Source organism: Agromyces sp. PvR057, assembly GCF_040547485.1.
GTDB lineage: Bacteria > Actinomycetota > Actinomycetes > Actinomycetales > Microbacteriaceae > Agromyces.
Genome location: NZ_JBEPPT010000001.1, coordinates 1193861 through 1215279 on the forward strand (window position 1 = coordinate 1193861; position 21419 = coordinate 1215279).

Below are 21419 nucleotides of genomic sequence, written 5' to 3' on the forward strand. Positions count from 1 at the left end.
GCCCGCGGCATCCGTAATGCGGAGCAATCAGATCGCGGAACGCGACCGGTTAGGCTGGCGCGATGTCGGATCGATGGCACAGGGTCTCCGCTTCGCCCACCGCGCCCGGGGCGGGCCATGGCGTGGCCCCGATGGCTGCCGAAGACCTGTTCGCGCAGCCCGTCGAGGCCGCCGACGCCATCGCGCTCGACGAGAAGCTGCGCCAGGCGTACTACTGGATCGTGAACCGCGCGGTCATCTCGCCGTACTACGACCTCGAGTTCTCGTCGGGTGCGCCGCTCTCCTTCGGGCTCGGCGACGCCGGCGCTCAACTGACCCTGCCGACCGAGGCGTCGTTCTCGTCGAACGTGCTGGTGCCCCTGCTCTCGTTCGCCCTGGGCGGCAAGTGCCTGCTCGTCGGCGGCCCCGGGCGGGGCAAGACGACGGTCGCGGTGATCATGGGCGTGCTCGCCGGCTCGTCGGCCGACGACGTGCGCCGCGGCGTGCAGCAGGGCCAGCCGCAGCTGACCGTGAGCGACCTGGTCGGCATCCCGTTGCCGAGAGACCTCGTGAACGCGTCGCGACTGGCCGACATCGGCATCGCGTGGCGCGAGTGGCTCACGCGGCCGGTGAAGATCGTCGACGAGTACAACCGCATCCCGACGAAGACCCAGTCGGCGCTGCTCACCATGGTCGCCGAGGGCTATGTCGAGAGCCACGACCAGATGCGGCGCACCGCACCGGAGTCCGGCGTCGAGAGCTGGTTCTTCACCGCGAACGACGACGCCGGCGGCGGCACCTTCCCCGTCATCCAGGCGTTGCGCGACCGCATGGACGTGACCGTGCAGTCGGCCGGATTCAACAGCCGCTTCTTCGACGAGCTCATCGCACGGGTCGAGGCCGGCGAGAAGCCCGAGGAGCACGTGCCGCAGGAACTCGTGTTCTCGGGCGAGGAGCAGGAGCGCATGCGCGCCGAGATCCGCGCGGTGCCGATGCCGCGAGCGGTGCGGCGACGGCTCGAGTACTTCTTCGGCCACTTCGAGTTCGTGCAGCACGCCGGACGGCGCTTCGAGTACCGCACGAAGGACACCGCGACGACCGCGGGCGGCCGGGTCGGCGAGATCATCGAGGCGAACTCCGGCGCCGACCTCGAGGCCGACCTCGGCGCGCAGACGCTCAACGGGCTCTCGGTGCGGGCCATGCAGACGCTCATCGTCTACGCCAAGGCGATGGCGTGGTTCCGCGGAACCGGCGCGGTCTCGCTCGCCGACGCGGCCGCGGTGCTGCCGTTCGCGTTGCGCGGCAAGCTGCTGCCGAACCTCGCCCATCCGCGATTCGACGTCGGAGCCGAACGCGAGCTCGCGACCGACACGGCGAGCTGGCTCGGCGACCTCTTCGCCGAGTCCTGCCGGCAGTACGACGCGCTCGGGCGCGACCACGACGACCCGGTGGGCGACCTGCTCGCCGAGCTCGATCGCGGGCTCGGCGGCGTCTCTCCGGTCGACGTCTCCCGCCGCATCACCGCCGTCGAGACCCGCATCCGTCGCATCGCCGACACCGGCAAGCTCTACGGACGCGACTTCGACGACCTCATGACGCTCAAGTACCTGCACCAGCGGTACACCGCCTATCTGCGGTGGGCGGAGCAGGCGCGGTGATCCGCGTCGCGGGCACCGCGGCGAACTCGCCGCTCGCCGCGGTGCCGCTCGAGACGGCGCTGTCGGATGCCGCGGCCCACTGCCCCGACCTCGATCTCGCGCTCGCGGCGGCCAACGTCGGGCGCAGCGGGGGAGATCCGCTGCGCTTCGCCGTGACGCTCGGCGCCGGGTTCGCCGAACTCGAGGCGGCGCCGTCACGGGCCGATGCCCTCGACCTCGTGGCCGTCGCGGGCTGGCGGGCCGGCGTGCTCGGCCTTCGCGACGACGCGCTTCGGCGCCTCGAGACGATCCGGTCCGACGAGCGGATGCGGCCGGCAGCGGCGGCCGTGCTCGGGCTCGACACCGACGAGGTCGACGGGTTCATCGAGCGCCAGGCGCGGGACCGTTACTGGTGGCCCGGCCGGGATCGCCTGCGCGGGTACGTGTGCTCGGCCGGCGGATTCGCGGGCCTCGGCGGTGCGTGGATCGCGCCGCCTGACGGCTGGTGCGCCCTCGCCGAGCCCGGCGCGTTCGGCGTGCACGCCGCCGGTGACTGGTGGCGACTCGACGCCGATGTCTGGGGCGCGAGGCTCATCCGCCTCGCCGAGGCACCCGAGGCATCGGCGACGGCGGACCCGTGCGTGAGCATCGTGTGCCGCCCCGACACGCACCTGGCCTGGCTGCACGTTCGGGATGCCGGGTGAGCGGCGCGGGGGGCGAGGCTCCCGTCATCGGGCCGGCCGACGCCGTGAGCGTGCCGCTCGTCGGCGAGGCGCGCGCGGCCTGGGAGCACGCGCAGGGCCTGTGGGGTGTGCGCATGCACGACGCCGAGCTGCGGCCGGGCGCCGGCGATGCGCAGGGCGCGGCGGCGTGGTTCACGTTCCCGCCGTCGATCGCCGTCGACCCGGTCATGCTCGTCGATGACGGCATCTCGGGGGAGCTCGAGAGCGTCTTCGCCCACGAGCTCGGCCACCACGTGCTCGCGCCGAGTACGCGTGTCGACTCGTTCAAGATCGTGCAGCAGATGGCGCGCGCGCTCGCCGCCGCGGGCGCCGTACCCGTTCGGCCCGAGCCCGCGCAGCGGCTGGCGAACCTCTGGTGCGACCTGCTCGTCAACGCCCGCGTCGCCGTGCTCCAACGTCGACGCGGCGTTCCGGGCGTCGACATTCCCGAGCCCGGCGCCGCGCCGGGTTCGGCCCCCGGGGTCGTCCGGCTCATGCACGGCCTCTTCCGGAGCGGGTTCGATGCGCAGAGCCGGCTGTGGTGGGTGTACCGCCGCGCCTACGAGCACGTGTGGGGCCTGCCGGCCGGCACGATGTGCCCGGTCGACCCGCCGCCGGTGCCGGTGCGACCCGTCTCGGCGGCCGCCGCCGCGCACGTGCCGAAGCCGCTCTCCGAGGTTCCCGAGAAGTTCCGCGAGCAGGAGCGCGAGCTCCGCGAAGCCCAGGAACGCGCGGCGCGCATCGCTGACGAGCTCTCGCGCATCACGATGACGACGCCCGAGTTCGACGCGGATCGCGTGGCCGGCCTCGTGCGCACGTTCGCGAGCGATCCCGTCGCGGGGGCGCTGCGATTCGGGGTGCTGACCGCGCCGTACCTCGTCGAGGCCGAACGCGCCGAGCAGTCGGGCGGCGGGCTCTCCGGTGCCCGCGCCATCGGCGGCAGCGGTGGGAACGCCGGCGGATGCTCGTCCGACGCGGCGCCGCCGACCGCCGAGGAGCTCGGGCGCGTGCTCGCCGATCGTCGGCTGCACGAACCCGTGCCGGCGCGCGACCTCACCAGCAGGGCCCGCACCGCAGACGGCGAGGGCGACGTCGGCCCCGGCGGCGACGGTCAGGGGGCGGGTCAGGGGCAGGGCTTCAGCGTCGCCCAGACCCTGCGGCTGTACCCCGCATCGGTCGCCGACGACGTGATCGCCACGTGGTACCGCACGACCGCGGCGCCGTGGGTCAGGCCGTTCACCGAACGCAGGCCGGACCGCCCCGTCGCGGACCTGCCGGGGCCGATCGAGCTGTGGGACGCCGGCGACGAGCTCGCGGACCTCGACTGGTCGGCGACGTTGCAGGCGGGTGCGGTGGTCGTGCCTGGCGTGACCACGCGCCGGCGCTCACGGATCGACGACGACCCCGAACCCGAGGAGGCGAGCATCGAGCTCGACCTCTACCTCGACTCGTCGGGGTCGATGGCGCGCCCGAGCGAGGGCTCCCCGGCCGTGCTCGCCGGCACGATCCTCGCGCTCTCGGTGCTCCGCGGCGGCGGCCGGGTGCGGGTCACGAGCTTCTCGGCGGCGGGTCAGGTCGCGGGCGGCGAGCGGTTCAGCCGCAATCCCCGCGAGATCGTCTCGTCGCTGGCGTTCTTCTTCGCCAGCGGCACGAGTTTTCCCCTCGACGTCTACGGCGATCGCTATCGACGGCTCGCGCCGCCGCGCGACGGGGTGCGCCGCCATGTCGTCGTGCTCTCCGACGACGGCCTCGTCTCGATGTTCGGCGTCGGCAACGAGCCGTTCGCCGATGTGGCCCGACAGGTTCGCGAGAAGCTCACGACCGGAACGCTCGTGCTCCAGGACCGCTGGCGGCGGGTCGGGCCGCTCGCCGAGGCCGCCGGCTACGACGTCGTCTACCTGGATTCGATGGAGGAGGCGCCGCGCGTGTGCGCGCGCCTCGCGGAGGTGTTGCGTGGCTGACCAGGACGACCTGCTCGCGGCCTGGGCCGTGCTCGTCGGCGACATCGACGCGGTGTGGGCCGCGGCCCGACCCGGCCCGTCGATCGATGCCGTCGCCGCCCGGCTCGCGAGTGCACCACGGGCGTTCCTCGACGACCGCGTCGTCCTCTCGGCGCTCGCGGGCGACGTGCTGGGCGGTCGGCCGCTCACGGCGCTCGCCTTCGCCGACGATCCGCGGGTTCGACTGGGTGCGGCCCTCGCGCTGTGGCTCGTCGCGAGCGAGGAACTGGTCGAGCCCTTCGTTCCCGCGTTCCGAAGCGGGACCCCCGCGCTCGCGGTCGACGCGCTCGCGCTGCGGGTCGCGTCGGTCGCCGACCCGCGCGACTGGCTCGCCGACGACGATCGGCGCGACGAGGCGGCCCGCACCTTCCTGCTGTGGTGCGGGTTCCTGCCGGCCGGGGAGGACGCCGTGGCGGCGCGCTCACTGCTCGTCGCGCGGGATTCGCTGGCCAGGCACCGCGAGCTCGCAGACGCATACGCCGAGCACCGGCACCGCGCCGAGGTCGCACGCCGGCTCGCCGATGCGCGTGCGAAGGAGGCCGCGGCGAGGTACTCCACCGAATGAGCGACCCCGACCGGCCCGATCCGCTCGAGCTCGCCGAGTACGCCCCGGGCGGGGCCGCCGTGCTGAGCGACGCCGAGCGGTGGCCGACGCTGTCCGAGGAGGGGCGCACCCGGCTCGAGCGGTGGCGGCGGCATCCGCACGCCCCGCGCTGGGTGCACGCGACCGGCGACCGCCTGCGCGAGGAGCAGCTCGACCGCGTGCGGCGGCCGCTGCCCGTCGAGGGGTGGCTCGACGGGCACCTCGCGACGGCGCGTCGCCTCATCCGCTATCGCCGCATGTCGGGGCTCGACCGGCTCGAGGACTTCCCGACCTCGTCGCGCCGCGACCTCGTCGACGACCTCGCCGCGTTCGTGCCGCTCGACGCCGACCTCGACCTCGCCGTGCACGGCACGAGCTCGGGGTCGACGGGGGCCGCGCTGGTGCTGCCCGACGACGTCGAGGAGGTGGCGCGCGGATTCCACCTGCTCGTGGGTCTCGCGGCGAGGGCGGGAGTGGACTGGCGACCCGACGGCGAGCGCCTCGCCGTCGTGCAGGTCGTGCACCAGCGGCAGGCGTTCACCTACGTGTCGATCGTGAGCTCGTTCGACCAGCGTGCGATGGCCCGCGTCAACCTGCACGGGTCGGCCTGGCCGACGGATGCCGCGCGCGCGGCGTTCCTCGCCGATGCCGACCCGCAGGTGGTCACCGGCAATCCCACGAGCCTGGCCGAGCTGCTCGCGCCCGAGTTGCGATCGGCGATCCGTCCGCTCGCGATCTTCTCGGGCGCCATGGCGTTGTCCGCGCCGTTGCGCGCACGGCTCGAGCAGGCCTTCGGATGCCCGGTCTTCGACGTCTACGGCCTGCACGAGACCCGGCCGGTCGCCGTGCGCACCGACGATGGGCCGTTCCGCGTGCTCGATCGCCGGGTGCTCGTCGAAACGCTCGACCCCGCCGGACGCCCGGTGCCCGATGGCGAGGTCGGCGAGCTCGTCGTCACGGCGGGCGAGAATCCACTGCTGCCCCTCGTGCGCTACCGCACGGGCGACTTCGGTCGTCTCGTGCGACTGGCCGACGGAGGGGTCGGCATCGCCGACCTGGAGGGGCGCGAGCACACGCGCTTCGTCGCGGCGGGCGGCGGCCTCGTGCCCGGCGTCGATCTCACACAGCAGCTCCAGGCGCATGGCGCGCTCGGGTGGAGCGTCGAGCAGGCGGCCGACGGATCCGTCGCGGCGCGCATCGCCGGCGGTGATGCCGACGCCATCGGCGCTGCGCTCGGCGCGCTGCTCGGCCGCACGGTGGCGGTCGATCGGGTGGATCGGGTCGCCGACCTCGGCGAGGGCAAGCCGCGTCGGTACCGCAGCCTGGCGGGCGATGCGCCAGGTCGCGCGGACTCCGCGAGACCTGGCGCGCCTCCCGCCGATACGATGGGCCGATGATCCTCGAGCACGCGCTGCTGCCCGTCCTGCCCGGCCTCGAGCTCGAGTTCGAGGCGGCGTTCGACGAGGCGCGCCACATCATCGCCTCGATGCCCGGCTTCGTCGACCTCACGCTGTCGCGCGGCGTCGAGTCGCCGTCGACCTACCTGCTGCTCGTGCACTGGCAGAGCGTCGAGGCGCACGAGGTCGGGTTCCGCCATTCGCCCGAGTACGAGCGCTGGCGCGCCCTGCTGCACCGCTTCTACGAGCCCTTCCCCGTGGTCGAGCACTTCGCCGAGGTCGCCGCCGTCGAGGCCTGAGCGGCGCGAGCGGGAGCAGGCGAGCCGCCGCACCGCCGCACAGGCAGGGCTGCACAGGGCCTGCACAGTGGGCTTCGCTATCGTCGACGGCAGTACCGCGAACGCGGTCTCCGGACGAGGGCACCCAGTACCCGGAACGCGACAAGACTGGCTCAGGGAGTGAGCAGTCATGGCTTGGATCATCCTCATCGCGTCCGGTGTCCTCGAGGCCGTCTGGGCCACCGCGCTCGGTCGTTCCGAGGGCTTCACGAAGCTCTGGCCGTCGGTCGTCTTCGGCGTCGCGCTCGTGGCCTCGATGGGCGGCCTCGCCTTCGCCATGCGCGACATCTCGACCGGCACCGCCTACGCCGTGTGGGTCGGCATCGGCGCGGCCCTCACCGTCGTGTGGGCGATGATCACGGGCGACACGGATGTCTCGTGGGCGAAGGTCGCGCTGCTCGTCGGCCTCGTCGGCTGCGTCGTCGGCCTGAAGTTCGTCGACGCGGGCAGCCACTAGGGCCTCGCCGCGGGTTCGGTGACGGGCGGATGCCGGCGGCGCTGCCGGCATCCGCTGCCCCGCCCGGAGGGATGTAAAGAATGCTTGACCTCCAGTACGAAATGTCTTACATTCAGGGTGTCAAGAATTCTTGACACACCGAAGGGGGAGACGATGTCGTACGAGGAGAAGGGCGTCTGGTCGTTCCTGGCGATCGCCGTCATCGGCTACGCGGTCTACCTGGGCATCCTGCTCCCGCGCCTCGCGGGCACGCCGATCGCCGACGTCGACTACGTCTGGCCGATGGTGTGGACCATCGGCGGCGCGATCGTCGCGGGCATCGTCTCGCGCATCCTCATCGAGATCGTCGCGCCCAGCGAGACATACCGTGCAGACCAGCGCGACCGCGAGATCGAGCGCACCGGCGAACGCGTCGGCAACTCGTTCGTCGTCATCGGCGCGCTGGCCGCCCTGATCCTGGCCTGGTTCGAGGTCGACTGGTTCTGGATCGCCAACGCGGTGTACCTGTGCTTCGTGATCAGCGGCATCCTCGCGAGCCTCACCAGACTGGCGGCCTACCGCACCGGGGGGTTCCAGGAATGGTGAAGCCCACGCGCGTGACCAACGCCATCCGCGGCCTGCGGTTCGCCCACGGCGAGATGACCCAGGCCGACCTTGCAGGCCGCATCGGGGTCACCCGCCAGACCGTCATCGCCATCGAGCAGGGCCGGTACTCGCCGTCGCTCGAACTGGCCTTCCAGATCGCGCGCGTGTTCGGGGTGCCGCTCGACGACGTCTTCCAGTACCCCGACGGGGAGTGAACGACCATGAACGAGACGCAGCCTGGGATCCATGCCGGCGGGCGGCCCGCCACGACCGCGATGACGGCCGTCGCGCAGCACCGCTACGGCGGTCCCGACGTGCTCGCGCTCGAGACCGTGACGGCGCCCGTGCCGAAGGTCGACGAGGTGCTCGTCGCCGTGCATGCCGTCGACGTCGCCTCCGGTGACGTGCGGGTCATGCGGGGCGAGCCGAGGCTCATGCGGGCCTTCTTCGGACTCCGCAGGCCGAGGGTTCCGACGGTCGGCCGCGACATCGCCGGCACCGTCGCGGCGGTCGGGTCGGCGGTGACCGGGTTCGCCGTCGGCGACCGCGTCTGCGGCGAGGCCTCGCAGGGCGGCTGGGCCGAGTACGCCGTGCTGCCCGAGCGGTTCGCGGTCCGACTGCCCGACGGCATCCGGTTGGAGGATGCCGCGACGCTGCCGGTCTCGGCCGGCACCGCGCTGCAGGGGTTGCGGCTCGCGGGCATCGACCCCGCGCGGCCGGTCGACGCGTCGGGCGACCGCCCTCGCCTGCTCGTCATCGGCGCCTCGGGCGGCGTCGGGGGATTCGCGGTGCAACTCGCTGCGCTCGCCGGCTGGGAGGTCGTGGGGGTCTGCAGCGGGGCCAAGGCCGACCACGTGCGCGCCCTCGGCGCCGACCGGGTGCTCGACCACGGCACCCCGTGGACTGCGGCGGAGCCCGACGGCCGGTACGACGCCGTGTTCGACCTCGCGGGCGCCCAGTCGCTCAGCCGACTCGCCCGGCTGGTGCGGCGCGGGGGCACCGTGGTGCTCTCGGCCGGCGGCGGAGACGGGCTGCTCGGACCGATCCCGCGGCTGCTCGGGGCGATGCTGCGAGGGCCGTTCATGCACGCCTCGCTGAAGCCGCTCGCTGCGGCACGCAGTGCCGAAGACCTCGATGCGCTCGTGGCGCTGCTCGCCGACGGTCGCCTCCGCCCGATGATCGACCGCATCGTGCCGCTCGCCGAGGTTCAGAGCGCGGTGCGCGCCTACCTGGCCGGCGAGATCCGCGGCAAGCTCGTGCTCTCGGTGCGCTGAGCGGCGAGCGCCCGCCGAGCCCTCGTTCGACGAGTGGCGCCCGGTCAGCCGAGCAGCACCGCGCCGTAGGCGAGCGTCGCGACGAGCACCCACGACGTGAGCCCGACGACCAGCGCCCGCCATCCGGTGGCCGCGAGGTCGGTGAAGCGGATCGACGCACCGAGCGCGAAGAGCGCCATGGCCAGCAGCGCGGTCTGCACGACGTCGGCCGCCTCGAGCACCGGTGCGGGCACCGGAAGGAACGACGCGACCAGCACCGCCACGAGGAAGCCCGCGATGAAGAGCGGCACGATCGGGGGGCGCGGGCCGTCTGCCGACACGTGCCTGCGGCGTTCGACCGCCGCGGTGACCGCGACCATCGGCGCGAGCAGCAGCACGCGGGTGAGCTTCACGACGACCGCGATCGCAAGGGCCGCCTGGCCGCCGAGCTGGGCGGTCGCCACGACCTGCCCCACGTCGTGCACCCCCGCACCGACCCAGTGACCGAACTCCACGTTCGACAGGCCGAGCGGATGCCACAGCGCGGGCAGCACGGCGATCGCGAGGGTGCCGCACAGCGTGACGAGCGCCACGGGCACCGCCTGGTCCTCGGCGCGGGCGCGCACCGTCGAGCCCATCGCCCCGATCGCGGAGGCGCCGCAGATCGCGAATCCGCTCGCGACGAGCAACGGCTGGTGGCCCGGGAGTCCGAACGCCCGACCGAGCCCGATCGTGCCGACGAAGGTCAGCACCACGACCGCGACCGTCGTGACGATCGTCACCCAGCCGAGGTCCGCGATGTCGACGAGGCTCAGCTTGAGGCCGAGCAGCACGATGCCCGCGCGGAGCAGGCTGCGTGACGCGGTGCGGAGCCCCGGAGCGAGCCTGCCGTCGAGGAGGCGCTGCACCGCCGGAACCTGTCCGACGACGATGCCGATGGCGACCGCGCCCGTGAGCAGCGGCAGCGCCGGGAGCGCCAGGTGCACGAGCCACGCGACGACGGCCGCGGATGCCGCGACCGCGAGTCCCGGCATCCGTTCGCGCATTCCGACAGGCTAGCCGAGCGCGGCTGGGCGGCCGATCAGCCCCAGGACGGCAGCCAGAAGTGCAGCTGCCGGAAATCGGGCGTGATCGGGATGCCGGTCCAGAGCGGGTAGAAGAACGCCGAGACGAGCACCGCGAGCACGAGGTACACGCCCACGGTCGCGATGCCGCGTTCGCGGCGCCACCACACGTCGTCGCGTCGACCGAGCACGAGCCCCGCGACCGCCGTGAGCGCGAGGAGCATGTACGGCTCGAACGCGATCGAGTAGAACTGGAAGACCGTGCGATCGAGGTACATCAGCCACGGCAGGTACCCGGCGCCGAGCCCGAGCAGGATGAGCCCGGTCTGCCACTGCCGATACCGCACGAGCCGGTACACGAGATAGAGGCACGCGATCGCCGCCGCCCACCAGATGATCGGGTTGCCGATGCCCATGATCGACGACCAGCAGGTGTCGGCGCCGCACCCGCCGGAGCCGTCGTCGGTCGAGGCGAAGTACATGTTCGTCGGCCGGATCATGAACAGCCAGGTGAGCGGATTCGACTGCCACGGATGCGTCGCGTGCACGCCGATGTGGTAGCTGTAGGCCGACTGGTGGTAGTGCCACAGGCTCTGCAGCGCGAGCGGCACCCACGAGAAGAACCCGGAGGCCCGGTTCGCCGGATCGTCGGCCCAGTGCCGGGCGTACCCGCCATCGGTGACGAGCCAGCCGGTCCACGAGGCGACGTACACGACGAACGCGACCGGCACGTAGAGCAGGAACGTCACCGGGCCCTGCTTCAGGATGGCGGCGGTCGCCCAGAACGGCACGCCGGCGCGCCGCCTCGCGAGCGCGTCGACGACGACGAGGTAGACGCCGAACGCCGCGAGGAACCACAGGCCGGACCACTTCACCGCCGTGGTCGCGCCGAAGGCCGCGCCCGCGGCGATCACCCACGGGCGCGCCCAGAGCGCGGGCCCGTAGTGCGGATCGGCGCCCGATTCGCGCGCCAGGTCGAGCCCGCGCTGGAGCCGATCCCGCGCCCAGGCACGATCGAGCAGCACGAACCAGAAGCCCAGCAGTGCGAAGAGCATGACCCAGTTGTCGAGCAGGGCAACGCGCGACATCACGATCGCGTTGCCGTCGATCGCGAACAACAGGCCGGCGATGACCGCCAGGATCGTCGACGGCCACAGGCGACGCGCGACCATCATGAGGATGAAGACGGCGGCCGTGCCGGCGAGGGCGGTCGTCGCACGCCACCAGAACGCGCTCTCGGCCCCGCCGACGAGGCCCATGCCGAGCGCGATCATCCACTTGCCGAGCGGCGGATGCACGACGTACGAGCCGTCTTCGGTGAACGTGTCGGTGTCGCCGTTCGCGAACGGCTCGTCGGCGGCCTCCGGCCACGTCGACTCGTAGCCGTTGTGCAGGAGCGTCCACGCGTCCTTCACGTAGTACGTCTCGTCGAAGACGATCGCCTGCGGGTGCCCGAGGTTCCAGAAGCGCAGCACGGCGGCGAGCAGCACGACGATGGCCGGGCCGCCCCAGTACCAGAGCGCCCGCCGGCGCGGCGTCGAGAGCGTGCGCGCCCACCACTCGTCGAGGCGCGTGCCGCGCGGCTCGGGCTCGTGCGCGGGCTCGGCATCGTCGCCAGGCCGGGGCTCGGCGTCGCGTTCGGTCGCGGATGCGGCCGCTGCGTCGTCCGGCGGTGCCTCCTCTGGCCGCGGCGAGGAGGACGGATCCGGTGCGGCCTCGGTCGCCTGCTGCGTCGTGGGCGCTGGCTCGATGGTCGCGACAGGCCCGGTGTCGGGGTCGCCCGCGGCAGCCGTTCCTGAACTCATGCGCCCCAGAGTAACCCGCGCGGGCCGGGCGTGAAGCGACACCCCGAACCGCGCGGTGCGCGAGACTGGGGGCATGATCATCCTCGCGGCGACGCCCATCGGAAACCTCGGCGATGCGTCGGTGCGCCTGCGCGAAGCGCTCGAGGAGGCGAAGGTCGTGGCATCCGAGGACACGCGCGTCACGCAGCGCCTGCTCGCGGGCCTCGGCATCGCCAACCGCCCCCGCCTGATCGCGCTGCACGAGCACAACGAACGGCAGAAGGCGGCCGAGCTCGTCGAGCTCGCGCGCGACACCGACCTGCTCGTGCTGAGCGACGCGGGCATGCCGACCGTCTCGGACCCGGGGTTCCCGCTCGTGCAGGCCGCGGTCGCGGCGGGCGTCGACGTCACGGCGATCCCTGGTCCGAGCGCGGTCATCACGGCGCTCGCCGTGGCCGGCCTGCCGACCGACCGGTTCTCGTTCGAGGGGTTCCTGTCGCGCAAGGCCGGCGACCGGTCGCGCCGCCTCGCCGAGCTCGCGGGCGACCGTCGCACGCTCGTGTTCTTCGAGGGGCCGTCGCGTCTGGCCGCGAGCCTCACGGCGCTCGCCGAGGCGTTCGGCCCCGATCGCCGGGCCGCCGTGTGCCGCGAGCTCACCAAGCTGCACGAGGAGGTCCGTCGCGGTCCGCTCGGCGAACTGGCGGAGTGGGCGGCCGCCGGCGTGCGCGGCGAGATCTGCATCGTCGTCGCCGGGGCCGAGGAGCGGGCGGCGGATGCCACGACGGCCCTCGACCGCGTGCTCGCGCTCGCGGCATCCGGAACCCGGCTGAAGGACGCCGCGTCGCTCGTGGCCGCCGAGACGGGCCTCGGCAAGCGCGATCTCTACGAGGCCGCGCTCGCGGCACGTTCGAGCTGAGCCGCGCCCCGGCCGCGCCGCACCGGACCGCGCCGAACCGCACTGAACCGCACCGATCCGCGCTGGACCGCACCGATCCACCACGAGTCGCACCGGCGCGCGAAGAAGTGCGCTCTCGTGCGCAGGTGCGCGAGGACCCGACAGCGGGCTGGGAATCCGAGGTTCTGTCACCATTTCGGGGGTGAAAGGCGGAGAATGGGAGGACCACGCACAGGGAGGTGCGACATGGCCCACGAAGTCAGGTTCGCAACGTTCGGCGGCCCCGAGGTGCTCGAGATCGCCGAGATGCCGACGCCCGTACCGGGCGAGGGCGAAGTGCTCGTCGAGGTGTACTCGGCAGGCCTCAACCCGGTCGAGAGCGCGATCCGCCGCGGAGAGCATCCCGAGCGATGGCGGATCGAGCCGCCCTCGTCGCAGGGGCGCGACCTCGCCGGCCAGGTGATCGCGGTCGGCCCAGGCGTCGCCCGGTTCGACCGGGGCGATGAGGTGCTCGGCTTCGTCGAGCGCGGCGCGCAGGCCACGCACGTGGTCGTGCCGGAGGCGAACCTCATCGAGCGCCCGCCCGCCCTCTCCTGGGAGGTCGCGGGGTCGCTCTACACCGCGGGCACCACCGCATGGACGGTGATCGAGGGGCTGAACCTGCAGCCCAACGACACCGTCGTCGTGACCGCGGCCGCCGGTGGCGTCGGATGCCTCGCCGCGCAGCTCGCACGGCTCAGGGGCGCGAGCGTCATCGGCACGGCGCCCGACGCGCGGTTCGACTTCCTGCGCCAGTTCGGCGTGATCCCCGTGTCGTACGGACCGGACCTCGCCGGGCGGGTGCGCGACCTCGCCCCGCATCCGGTGAGCGCGTTCCTCGACTTCCTCGGCGGCGAGGCCGACGAGGCGCGCGCGCTCGGCGTGCACCCCTCGCGCGTCTTCACGCTGACCGACTGGGACGCCGTCGAACGCGACGACGCCGTGCGCGCGCGAGCGGGCGACGTGGTCGCGCTCGGCCGGGTCGCCGCGCTCGTCTCCGCCAGGCGCATCCGCCTGCCGATCGCCGACGTGTTCCCGCTCGGCCGGGTGGCCGACGCCTACCGCGCGCTCGAGAAGCGCGAGGCGCCGGGCAAGATCGTGCTCGGCATGCGCGTCGTCGACTACCCCAATCAACGCGTGAACGTGCCGGAGCTCAAGGAGCAGGACGTCACGCTCGGCGTTCCGACCGAGCACGCGCACGTCGACGTCGAGGAGGCCGTGCCGTCCGCCATCGGCGACGGCAGCGTGCGGCGTCGTCGTCGCGAGGCGCACGAGCATGCGGAGGCCGACGCCGTCGGCCGCGAGTAACGCGGCGATCGGGGCATCCGCTCGCCCGTAGGATTGAGGGCATGGCCGAAGGCTCCTCGTTCTATGTCACCACGCCCATCTTCTACGTCAACGACGTGCCCCACATCGGGCACGCGTACACGGAGGTGGCCGCCGACGTGCTCGCGCGCTGGCACCGCCAGGCGGGCGAGCGCACCTGGATGCTCACGGGCACCGACGAGCACGGCCAGAAGATCCTCCGCACGGCGACCGCGAACGGCGTGACCCCGAAGCAGTGGGCCGACAAGCTCGTCGACGAGGCGTGGAAGCCGCTGCTCGAGACCGTCGACATCGCGAACGACGACTTCATCCGCACGACCGACGCGCGCCATGAAGAGAACGTGCAGAAGTTCCTCCAGAAGCTCTACGACGACGGCCACATCTACACCGGCGAGTACGAGGGCTACTACTGCGTCGGCTGCGAGGAGTACAAGCAGGAGTCCGACCTCGTGCCGGGCACCGGCGAGTACGAGGGCCAGCTCGTCTGCGCGATCCACTCCAAGCCCGTCGAGCTGCTGCATGAGAAGAACTACTTCTTCCGCACCTCCGCCTTCGCCGAGCGCCTGCTCGCCCTCTACGAGGAGCGGCCCGACTTCGTGCAGCCCGAGTCGGCGCGCAACGAGGTGCTCGGCTGGGTGCGCTCCGGCCTGTCCGACCTGTCGATCTCGCGGTCGACGTTCGACTGGGGCGTCAAGGTCCCGTGGGACGAGACGCACGTCGTCTACGTCTGGTTCGACGCGCTGCTGAACTACATCACCGCCGTCGGCTACGGCCAGGACGACGAGGAGTTCGCGAGCCGCTGGCCCGCGCAGCACGTCGTCGGAAAGGACATCCTCCGCTTCCACGCGGTCATCTGGCCGGCCATGCTCATGGCGGCCGAGCTCGACGTGCCGCGCGGCGTGTTCGGCCACGGCTGGCTGCTCGTCGGCGGCGAGAAGATGTCGAAGTCCAAGCTCACGGGCATCGCGCCCGAGCAGATCACCGACACCTTCGGCTCCGACGCGTTCCGCTACTACTTCCTGCGCGCGATCGCGTTCGGCCAAGACGGCTCGTTCTCGTGGGAGGACCTCTCGGCGCGCTACCAGGCCGAGCTCGCGAACGGCTTCGGCAACCTCGCGTCGCGCGTCATCGCCATGATCACGCGCTACTGCGACGGCGTGGTGCCCGCATCGACCGCCCCGACCGAGGCCGACCTGGCGATCGCCGCGGTCGAGCAGCGGGCGACGGATGCCTCGTGGTCGGCCATCGACCGCATCGCGATCCACGAGGCGATCGCCGCCGTGTGGGAACTCGTCGACGCGCTCAACGGCTACATCACGAGCGAGGAGCCGTGGGTGCTCGCGAAGGATCCCGCGAACCGGGCCCGCCTCGAGACCGTGCTCGCGACCGCGTACCACGGGCTCGGCACGCTCGCCGTGCTGCTGTCGCCCGTGCTGCCCAAGGCGACGGCGAAGCTCTGGACCTCGCTCGGCGCGCCGGGCACCGTGCAGGAGCAGCGCATCGACCGGGCGAACGAGTGGGCCGTCGGCTCGCAGGTCGCCGCCCTCGAGGCGCTCTTCCCGCGCATCGAAACGGCTGAATGAGCGCCGAGCACCTCCGCACCAGGAGCGACGGCGGCCGACCCGTCGAGTACCCGCCGCTGCCCGAGTCGCTCGCGATCGGCGTCTACGACAACCACACGCACCTCGAGATCGCCGACGGCGCACTGCCGCTCAGCGTGCACGAGCACCTCGAGCGCGCGGCATCCGTCGGCGTGATCGGCGCGGTGCAGGTCGGTACGGATGTCGCGACGAGCCGTTGGTCGGCCGACATGGCCGCGCGCGAGCCGCGCCTGCTGGCCGCCGTCGCCCTGCACCCCAACGAGGCGCCGGAGCTCGAGGCGGCGGGCACCCTCGACGACGCGCTCGCCGTGATCGACGAGCTCGCGGCGCAGCCCCGCGTGCGCGCCGTCGGCGAGACCGGTCTCGACTTCTATCGCACCGAGGCCGACGGCCGGCCCGCGCAGTTCCGCTCCTTCGAGGCGCACATCGACATCGCCAAGCGGCACGACGTGGCCATGCAGATCCACGATCGCGATGCGCACGACGACGTCGTGGCGACCCTGCGACGGGTCGGCGCGCCCGAGCGCACGGTGTTCCACTGCTTCTCGGGGGGCGACGAGCTGGCGCGGCTCGCGGCATCCGAGGGTTGGTACCTCTCGTTCGCGGGCAACGTGACGTTCAAGAACGCCGAGAACCTGCGCGACGCGCTGCGGATCACGCCGCGCGATCGCATCCTCGTCGAGACGGACGCCCCCTACCTGACGCCCGCGCCGTTGCGCGGCCGCCCGAACGCGCCCTACCTCGTGCCGCACACGGTCCGGTTCATGGCCGACGTGCTCGGCGTCGACCTCGACGAGCTCAGCGCCGATCTCGCGTCGAACACGCGGCGCGTGTACGGCTCGTGGGAGGATGAAGCCCGTGTGGGGGAGTGAACGACCGACCGGGTCCGGTGCGACCGGCGTGAGGTGCGAGGCATGAACGCGCATCGCCACGAGGCCGAGGGCGCGCCGACGATCGCGCGCCTGCTCGGGCCGGCGGAGATCCGCGACCTCGCCGAGCTGCTCGACGTGACGCCGACCAAGAAGCTCGGCCAGAACTTCGTGCACGACGGCAACACCGTTCGCCGCATCGTGCAGGTCGCCGGCGTGCAGTCGGGCGAGACCGTGCTCGAGATCGGGCCGGGGCTCGGGTCGCTGACGCTCGGCCTGCTCGAGGCCGGCGCCGACGTCATCGCCGTCGAGATCGACAAGCGCCTCGCCGCCCAGCTGCCGCACACCGCGAGCGTCATGCAGCCGGGCACGCAGCTCACGGTCGTCACCGAGGACGCGCTGCGCGTGACCGAGCTGCCCGGCGAGCCCGTGCGCCTCGTCGCGAACCTGCCGTACAACATCTCGGTGCCGGTGCTGCTGCACCTGCTCGAGCACTTCGCCTCGCTGCGGTCGGGCATCGTCATGGTGCAGGCCGAGGTCGGGCACCGGCTCGCGGCCGAGCCCGGCTCGAAGGTCTACGGCGCGCCGAGCCTCAAGGCGGCCTGGTACGGCGACTGGCGCACGGCCGGCCAGGTCTCCCGCATGGTCTTCTGGCCCGTTCCGAACGTGGACTCCGTACTCGTCGGCTTCGAGCGCGGCACCGAGCCCGGCACGATCCAGGAGCGCCGGGCGACGTTCGCGCTCATCGACGCGGCGTTCCAGCAGCGCCGCAAGATGCTGCGCCAGTCCCTCTCCGGCGTGCTCGGCGGGTCGGCTGCGGCGGCGAGCGAGGTGCTGGTGCGCGCCGGCGTCTCGCCGGAGTCCCGCGGCGAGCAGCTCGTGATCGACGACTTCCTGCGCATCGCCCGGGCGGCCGGGGAATGACCCGATGACGATCGCCTGGACCGAGGAGGCCGTGCACGTGCGCGCGCCGGGCAAGGTCAACGTCTTCATGCGCGTCGGCGACGTGCAGCCCGACGGCTACCACGATGTCGCGACCGCCTACCAGGCCGTGTCGCTCTACGAAGACGTGCGGGCGTGGCCCGACGACGAGTTCAGCGTCGCGTTCGGCGGCAGCATCGACACCTCCGGTCTCGTGACCGACGGCTCGAACCTCGCGATCCGCGCGGCGAAGCTGCTCGCGCGTGCCACCGGGGTCGCCGGCGGCGTGCGCCTCGAGATCGACAAGCACGTCCCGATCGCGGGCGGCATGGGCGGCGGTTCGGCGGATGCCGCGGCCACGCTCGTCGCCTGCGACGCCCTCTGGGGCACGGCCCTGCCGAAGGAGGAACTGCTCGCCCTCGCGGCGCAGCTCGGCGCCGACGTGCCGTTCTCGCTCACGGGCGGAACGGCGATCGGCACCGGACGAGGCGACCGGCTGAGCCCGGCGCTGGCCACCGGTTCGTTCCACTGGGTGCTCGCGGTCGCGGAGTTCGGCCTCTCGACGCCGGCCGTGTACGGCGAGCTCGACCGCATCCGCAGCGAAGACGGACGCAACGTGCCGCGTTCGCCGGTCGTCGACGCCGAGGTGCTGCAGGCGCTCCGCGCCGGCGACCCGGTGCTGCTCGCGCAGTCGATGCACAACGACCTGCAGGAGGCGGCGATCCGGCTCGCACCCGGGCTCGGCCGCATCCTCGAGCTCGGCGAGTCGCACGGCGCGCTCGCGGGCATCGTGTCCGGATCCGGGCCGACGGTCGCGTTCCTCGCCGTCGACTCCGACTCGGCGCTCGAGCTGCAGGTCGCACTCTCGGCCGCGCGCCTGCATGCGATCCATGTGCACGGCGCGGTGCACGGCGCGCGCGTGCTCGCGAACTGAGCCGGCGAACCGAGCCCGAGCCCGAGCCGACGCGCCGCACGCTCAGGCTCGACGGCTAGGCTCGACGGGACATGGCACATCTTCTGGGCGCCGAGCGCCTGCACCTCGAGTTCCCGACGCGCACCGTCTTCGACGAGGTCACCCTCGGCATCGACGAAGGCGACCGCATCGGCGTCGTCGGCCGCAACGGCGACGGCAAGTCCACGCTCCTGAAGCTGCTCTCGGGCCGCATCGAACCCGACGGCGGGCGCGTGACGATGCGTCGCGGCATCCGCATCGGCATGCTCGACCAGTCAGACGTCGTCGATCCCGGCCAGACCGTGGCCGAGGCCGTCGTCGGCGGCATCGACGAGCACGTCTGGGCCGGCGACCCGAAGGTGCGCGACGTCATCGGCGGCCTGCTGTCCGACGTGCCGTGGCACGCGCAGATCTCGAGCCTCTCGGGCGGCCAGCGCCGCCGTGTCGGCCTGGCGGGCCTGCTCGTCGGCGACTGGGACGTCGTGTTCCTCGACGAGCCGACGAACCACCTCGACGTCGAGGGCATCGCCTGGCTCGCCGGGCACCTGAAGCAGCGCTGGGCCTCCGGGCAGGGCGCGCTCGTGGTCGTCACCCACGACCGCTGGTTCCTCGACGAGGTCTGCACCGACACGTGGGAGGTGCACGACGGCATCGTCGAGCCCTTCGAGGGCGGATACGCCGCCTACGTGCTGCAGCGCGTCGAGCGCGACCGCATGGCCGCGGCATCCGAGGCGAAGCGGCAGAACCTCATGCGCAAGGAGCTCGCGTGGCTGCGCCGCGGCGCGCCGGCGCGCACGTCGAAGCCGAAGTTCCGCATCGACGCGGCGAACGAGCTCATCGAGAACGAGCCGCCGATCCGCAACAAGGTCGAGCTCGACCGGCTCGCCGTCTCCCGACTCGGCAAGGACGTCGTCGACCTCATCGACGTGTCCGTCGAGTACCCCGTGTCGGATGCCGCGCCGGGCGCCCCGGCGACCCGCACCGTGCTGCACGACATCGAGTGGCGCATCGCGCCGGGGGAGCGCACCGGCATCCTCGGCGTCAACGGCGCCGGCAAGTCGACCCTGCTCGGACTCGTGACGGGTGCGGTCGAACCGACGAGCGGCAAGGTCAAGCGCGGCAAGACCGTGCGCATCGCGACCCTCAGCCAGGAGTTGAACGAGCTCACCGAGTGGGCCGAGCAGCGCGTCTCCGCGGTCGTCGCCGAGCAGCGCACGAGCTACGAGGTGGGCGGCAAGGAGATGACGCCGGGGCAGCTGCTCGAGCGCCTCGGCTTCACGACGGCGCAGCTCTCGACGCCCGTCAAGAACCTCTCGGGCGGGCAGAAGCGCCGACTGCAGCTCCTGCTGATCCTGCTGCAGGAGCCGAACGTGCTCATCCTCGACGAGCCGACGAACGACCTCGACACCGACATGCTCGCGGCCATCGAGGACCTCCTCGACTCCTGGCCCGGCACGCTGCTCGTCGTCTCGCACGACCGCTACCTCATCGAGCGCGTCACCGACCGCCAGTTCGCGATCCTCGACGGGCACCTGCGCGACCTGCCCCGTGGCGTCGACCAGTACCTCGAGCTGCGCAGGGCGACGGATGCCGCGCGCCGCAGCGATGCGGCGGACTCGCGTCGATCGGACTCCGCGTCCACGGCCCCCGCTTCCCCCGCGACGGCGCAGGCCGCCGCCGCTGCCCCGGCACTCGCGGGCGCCGAGCGGCGCACCGTCGAGAAGGAGCTCGCCTCGATCGACCGTCGGCTCGAGAAGCTGCAGGGCGAGATCGCGCGTGCGCACGAGCGGCTCGCGAAGCACGACCAGAGCGACTACGTCGGCCTCGGCGAGCTGGGCGACGACCTGCGCGCGCTCGAGACTTCCGTCGTCGACCTCGAGACCCGCTGGCTCGAACTTTCTGAGATTCTCGAGGCCTGAGTTCGCAGATACTGTGACGATCTGTGTCCAGTGGCGGATTCGGGCAAAGAATCTTCACCTAACGTAGAACTGCGCCCGCGTTCGCGGCATCGAAGCCCCCACTGTGACCGACCGTGGCGGAGCCATGCCTGCTCCACAGCCATCAGCACCAGGACGCGCGCGTCGACGTGAAAGGAACACACCATGGCACACCGCACCAAGCTCATCGCCGCACTCGCAGCCGTCCCCCTCCTGCTCGGCCTCGCCTCCTGCGCCTCCGCGGGCTCCGGCGACGCGGCCGACGAAGTCGTGAAGATCGGCGTCGTCGGCAAGGCCGACCCGCAGTGGGCCGCGTTCGAGAAGGCCGCCGAGAAGGAGGGCATCGACATCGAGCTCGTCGACTTCTCCGACTACGCGCAGCCGAACCCCGCCACGACCGAGGGCGAACTCGACCTCAACCAGTTCCAGCACATCGTCTACTTGGCCGACTACAACGTGTCCGCCGGTGAAGACCTGACGCCCATCGGCTCGACCGCGATCTACCCGCTCGGCCTCTACTCCACGAAGTACGACTCCGTGAAGGACATCCCCGCGGGCGAGACCGTCGCCGTGCCCGACGACGCCTCGAACCAGGCCCGTGCGCTGCTCGTGCTGCAGTCTGCTGGACTCGTCGAGCTCAAGAGCGGCGGCACGACCTTCTCCGACCTCGCCGACATCGACGAGGCGAAGTCCAAGGTCAAGGTCACCGCGCTCGAGGCCTCGCTCACGCCGACGTCGCTGCCCGACGTCGCGGCCGCGATCATCAACAACGACTACGTCGCCGACGCCGGCCTCTCGTTCGACGACGCCATCGCGCAGGACGACCCGACCGACCCGAACGCGCTGCCGTACGTGAACATCTTCGCGACCCGCGCCGAGGACGCCGACAACGAGACCTACCTCAAGCTCGTCGAGATCTTCCAGACCGACGCAGACGTGCAGGCGGGCCTCCTCGAGTCGTCGGGCAACACGGCCGTGCCGCTCGAGGTCTCGGTCTCCGACCTGAAGGACTCGCTCGCCAAGGTCGAGGCCGACACGAAGGCCGCCAAGGGCTGATCGCGCCGACGTCCGCATCCGCGG

At 72.3% G+C, this 21419-nt stretch carries 20 protein-coding genes and 1 riboswitch; of the genes, 18 read left to right on the forward strand and 2 right to left on the reverse strand.

Annotated elements, in window-relative coordinates:
• Positions 1–131 precede the first annotated feature (131 nt).
• From ABIC29_RS05355 to ABIC29_RS05400, 10 genes are all read left to right on the forward strand, one after another.
• Positions 132–1637 carry an AAA family ATPase gene (locus ABIC29_RS05355; protein ID WP_354243373.1) on the forward strand — a complete coding sequence of 502 codons (1506 nt, stop codon included), beginning with the start codon at positions 132–134 and terminating at the stop codon, positions 1635–1637.
• A complete protein-coding gene (locus ABIC29_RS05360) occupies positions 1634–2320 on the forward strand; it encodes a potassium transporter Kef (protein WP_354243376.1) in 687 nt (228 codons plus the stop codon). The genes ABIC29_RS05355 and ABIC29_RS05360 overlap by 4 nt, the downstream gene beginning before the upstream one ends.
• Positions 2317–4299 (forward strand): VWA domain-containing protein, encoded by a 1983-nt coding sequence (locus ABIC29_RS05365; RefSeq protein WP_354243379.1) that lies wholly within the window; start codon positions 2317–2319, stop codon positions 4297–4299. Before ABIC29_RS05360 ends, ABIC29_RS05365 begins: the two co-directional genes overlap by 4 nt.
• Positions 4292–4903: a phosphohydrolase gene (locus ABIC29_RS05370; RefSeq protein WP_354243382.1), complete on the forward strand. Its 612-nt coding sequence runs from the start codon at positions 4292–4294 to the stop codon at positions 4901–4903. Before ABIC29_RS05365 ends, ABIC29_RS05370 begins: the two co-directional genes overlap by 8 nt.
• The gene (locus tag ABIC29_RS05375) at positions 4900–6318 is read left to right on the forward strand and encodes an AMP-binding protein (RefSeq protein WP_354243385.1); all 1419 of its coding nucleotides are present in this window, start codon (positions 4900–4902) and stop codon (positions 6316–6318) included. The genes ABIC29_RS05370 and ABIC29_RS05375 overlap by 4 nt, the downstream gene beginning before the upstream one ends.
• Entirely contained in the window at positions 6315–6617 is a 303-nt protein-coding gene (locus ABIC29_RS05380; RefSeq protein WP_354243388.1) for an antibiotic biosynthesis monooxygenase family protein, read from the forward strand. Before ABIC29_RS05375 ends, ABIC29_RS05380 begins: the two co-directional genes overlap by 4 nt.
• Positions 6618–6706: 89 nt before the next feature.
• Positions 6707–6772, forward strand: a riboswitch (guanidine-III (ykkC-III) riboswitch).
• A 14-nt stretch (positions 6773–6786) separates the two neighbouring features.
• Positions 6787–7113: a DMT family transporter gene (locus ABIC29_RS05385; protein ID WP_116081173.1), complete on the forward strand. Its 327-nt coding sequence runs from the start codon at positions 6787–6789 to the stop codon at positions 7111–7113.
• Between the two features lie 153 nt (positions 7114–7266).
• On the forward strand, positions 7267–7698 hold the full coding sequence (locus ABIC29_RS05390) for a hypothetical protein (RefSeq protein WP_354243391.1): 432 nt from the start codon (positions 7267–7269) through the stop codon (positions 7696–7698).
• On the forward strand, positions 7692–7913 hold the full coding sequence (locus ABIC29_RS05395) for a helix-turn-helix transcriptional regulator (protein ID WP_116081175.1): 222 nt from the start codon (positions 7692–7694) through the stop codon (positions 7911–7913). The genes ABIC29_RS05390 and ABIC29_RS05395 overlap by 7 nt, the downstream gene beginning before the upstream one ends.
• 6 nt (positions 7914–7919) lie before the next feature.
• Positions 7920–8972, forward strand: a complete 1053-nt coding sequence (locus ABIC29_RS05400) for an NAD(P)-dependent alcohol dehydrogenase (RefSeq protein WP_354243394.1) — start codon at positions 7920–7922, stop codon at positions 8970–8972.
• 44 nt (positions 8973–9016) lie between these two features.
• Here the strand turns inward: ABIC29_RS05400 and ABIC29_RS05405 are convergent, their stop codons facing one another.
• Both ABIC29_RS05405 and ABIC29_RS05410 read right to left on the reverse strand, forming a co-directional pair.
• Positions 9017–9997, reverse strand: coding sequence for a YeiH family protein (locus ABIC29_RS05405; RefSeq protein WP_116081177.1), 981 nt, complete (start codon positions 9995–9997; stop codon positions 9017–9019).
• Positions 9998–10032: 35 nt separating this feature from the next.
• Entirely contained in the window at positions 10033–11820 is a 1788-nt protein-coding gene (locus tag ABIC29_RS05410; RefSeq protein ID WP_354243398.1) for a dolichyl-phosphate-mannose--protein mannosyltransferase, read from the reverse strand.
• Positions 11821–11893: 73 nt separating this feature from the next.
• Between ABIC29_RS05410 and rsmI the strand changes: the two genes are divergently transcribed.
• The 8 genes from rsmI (at position 11894) to ABIC29_RS05450 (ending at position 21395) form a co-directional block, all read left to right on the forward strand.
• Positions 11894–12715 (forward strand): 16S rRNA (cytidine(1402)-2'-O)-methyltransferase, encoded by an 822-nt coding sequence (gene rsmI / locus ABIC29_RS05415; RefSeq protein WP_116081179.1) that lies wholly within the window; start codon positions 11894–11896, stop codon positions 12713–12715.
• 225 nt (positions 12716–12940) lie between these two features.
• Positions 12941–14041 (forward strand): NADP-dependent oxidoreductase, encoded by a 1101-nt coding sequence (locus tag ABIC29_RS05420; RefSeq protein ID WP_354243402.1) that lies wholly within the window; start codon positions 12941–12943, stop codon positions 14039–14041.
• Between the two features lie 41 nt (positions 14042–14082).
• Entirely contained in the window at positions 14083–15642 is a 1560-nt protein-coding gene (gene metG / locus ABIC29_RS05425) for a methionine--tRNA ligase (RefSeq protein ID WP_354243405.1), read from the forward strand.
• Positions 15639–16532 (forward strand): TatD family hydrolase, encoded by an 894-nt coding sequence (locus ABIC29_RS05430; protein ID WP_354243408.1) that lies wholly within the window; start codon positions 15639–15641, stop codon positions 16530–16532. The genes metG and ABIC29_RS05430 overlap by 4 nt, the downstream gene beginning before the upstream one ends.
• A 42-nt stretch (positions 16533–16574) precedes the next feature.
• Positions 16575–17453, forward strand: coding sequence for a 16S rRNA (adenine(1518)-N(6)/adenine(1519)-N(6))-dimethyltransferase RsmA (gene rsmA, locus ABIC29_RS05435; protein WP_199471348.1), 879 nt, complete (start codon positions 16575–16577; stop codon positions 17451–17453).
• A gap of 4 nt (positions 17454–17457) precedes the next feature.
• A complete protein-coding gene (locus tag ABIC29_RS05440; RefSeq protein ID WP_116081183.1) occupies positions 17458–18384 on the forward strand; it encodes a 4-(cytidine 5'-diphospho)-2-C-methyl-D-erythritol kinase in 927 nt (308 codons plus the stop codon).
• Between the two features lie 71 nt (positions 18385–18455).
• The gene (locus ABIC29_RS05445) at positions 18456–20321 is read left to right on the forward strand and encodes an ABC-F family ATP-binding cassette domain-containing protein (RefSeq protein WP_354243412.1); all 1866 of its coding nucleotides are present in this window, start codon (positions 18456–18458) and stop codon (positions 20319–20321) included.
• Positions 20322–20504: 183 nt separating this feature from the next.
• Positions 20505–21395 carry a MetQ/NlpA family ABC transporter substrate-binding protein gene (locus ABIC29_RS05450; protein ID WP_354243415.1) on the forward strand — a complete coding sequence of 297 codons (891 nt, stop codon included), beginning with the start codon at positions 20505–20507 and terminating at the stop codon, positions 21393–21395.
• The last annotated feature ends 24 nt before the right edge of the window (positions 21396–21419 follow it).

Coding starts and splice junctions, on each gene's coding strand:
- ABIC29_RS05380 (WP_354243388.1), top strand. CDS start 6,315: ATGATCCTCGAGCACGCGCTGCTGCCCGTCCTGCCCGGCCTCGAGCTC.
- ABIC29_RS05390 (WP_354243391.1), top strand. CDS start 7,267: ATGTCGTACGAGGAGAAGGGCGTCTGGTCGTTCCTGGCGATCGCCGTC.
- ABIC29_RS05400 (WP_354243394.1), top strand. CDS start 7,920: ATGAACGAGACGCAGCCTGGGATCCATGCCGGCGGGCGGCCCGCCACG.
- ABIC29_RS05420 (WP_354243402.1), top strand. CDS start 12,941: ATGGCCCACGAAGTCAGGTTCGCAACGTTCGGCGGCCCCGAGGTGCTC.
- ABIC29_RS05355 (WP_354243373.1), top strand. CDS start 132: ATGGCTGCCGAAGACCTGTTCGCGCAGCCCGTCGAGGCCGCCGACGCC.
- ABIC29_RS05430 (WP_354243408.1), top strand. CDS start 15,639: ATGAGCGCCGAGCACCTCCGCACCAGGAGCGACGGCGGCCGACCCGTC.
- ABIC29_RS05445 (WP_354243412.1), top strand. CDS start 18,456: ATGGCACATCTTCTGGGCGCCGAGCGCCTGCACCTCGAGTTCCCGACG.
- metG (WP_354243405.1), top strand. CDS start 14,083: ATGGCCGAAGGCTCCTCGTTCTATGTCACCACGCCCATCTTCTACGTC.
- ABIC29_RS05385 (WP_116081173.1), top strand. CDS start 6,787: ATGGCTTGGATCATCCTCATCGCGTCCGGTGTCCTCGAGGCCGTCTGG.
- ABIC29_RS05375 (WP_354243385.1), top strand. CDS start 4,900: ATGAGCGACCCCGACCGGCCCGATCCGCTCGAGCTCGCCGAGTACGCC.
- ABIC29_RS05410 (WP_354243398.1), bottom strand. CDS start 11,820: ATGAGTTCAGGAACGGCTGCCGCGGGCGACCCCGACACCGGGCCTGTC.
- ABIC29_RS05405 (WP_116081177.1), bottom strand. CDS start 9,997: ATGCGCGAACGGATGCCGGGACTCGCGGTCGCGGCATCCGCGGCCGTC.
- ABIC29_RS05450 (WP_354243415.1), top strand. CDS start 20,505: ATGGCACACCGCACCAAGCTCATCGCCGCACTCGCAGCCGTCCCCCTC.
- ABIC29_RS05395 (WP_116081175.1), top strand. CDS start 7,692: ATGGTGAAGCCCACGCGCGTGACCAACGCCATCCGCGGCCTGCGGTTC.
- ABIC29_RS05440 (WP_116081183.1), top strand. CDS start 17,458: ATGACGATCGCCTGGACCGAGGAGGCCGTGCACGTGCGCGCGCCGGGC.
- rsmA (WP_199471348.1), top strand. CDS start 16,575: ATGAACGCGCATCGCCACGAGGCCGAGGGCGCGCCGACGATCGCGCGC.
- rsmI (WP_116081179.1), top strand. CDS start 11,894: ATGATCATCCTCGCGGCGACGCCCATCGGAAACCTCGGCGATGCGTCG.